Source organism: Corallococcus sp. AB049A, from assembly GCF_003668885.1.
Classification (GTDB): domain Bacteria; phylum Myxococcota; class Myxococcia; order Myxococcales; family Myxococcaceae; genus Corallococcus; species Corallococcus interemptor.
This window is the reverse complement of record NZ_RAWL01001226.1, coordinates 1-423: the sequence shown is the minus strand read 5'-3', so window position 1 is coordinate 423 and position 423 is coordinate 1. Positions and strand designations below refer to the sequence as shown.

The window sequence follows — 423 nt, the reverse complement described above, 5'->3', positions numbered from 1 at the left end:
CCTCTGAGCAAAGAGGCCATGGAAGCCATCGCCCTCCTGTCGGGCGCACCGATGGCTGAAGCCGCGTAGGCCTTTACAACCGGCGATGGTGCGCTATTGCAAAGGGGTATCCAAACCAAGACGGAGCCCCCATGCCATCGCCCGACCACATTCCCGAAGACGCTTTCCACGAAGAAGCTATCACCGCTGCCGATCTAGAGAGCCCAGAGACACCGGAAGCGGACCCGCAATACTTGCTCGTGCAAAGCGGGTTTGGTCTCCACGTCCGTCTGGGAAAAGACGGCGACCAGGGATTGCGCAGCGAGGACGAAATCGCCGAGCTGGTGCGGCGAGCGTTGTATCACCGCAAGAGTCTGACCCTTCATATCGAGTTCTGACCCCATCTACCCACAACCACCTGTTGAGAGGCGCAGGAGGTTGAAA

Annotated in this window: 1 protein-coding gene; it reads left to right on the top strand. The window is 59.3% G+C overall.

The features are described from left to right. The first annotated feature begins 131 nt into the window (after positions 1–131). A complete protein-coding gene (locus D7X55_RS41575) occupies positions 132–377 on the top strand; it encodes a hypothetical protein (protein WP_040008462.1) in 246 nt (81 codons plus the stop codon). Positions 378–423 lie beyond the last annotated feature (46 nt).

Bases quoted from the DNA above. Each gene is read 5' to 3' on its own strand.
- D7X55_RS41575 (WP_040008462.1), top strand. From the start codon at position 132: ATGCCATCGCCCGACCACATTCCCGAAGACGCTTTCCACGAAGAAGCT.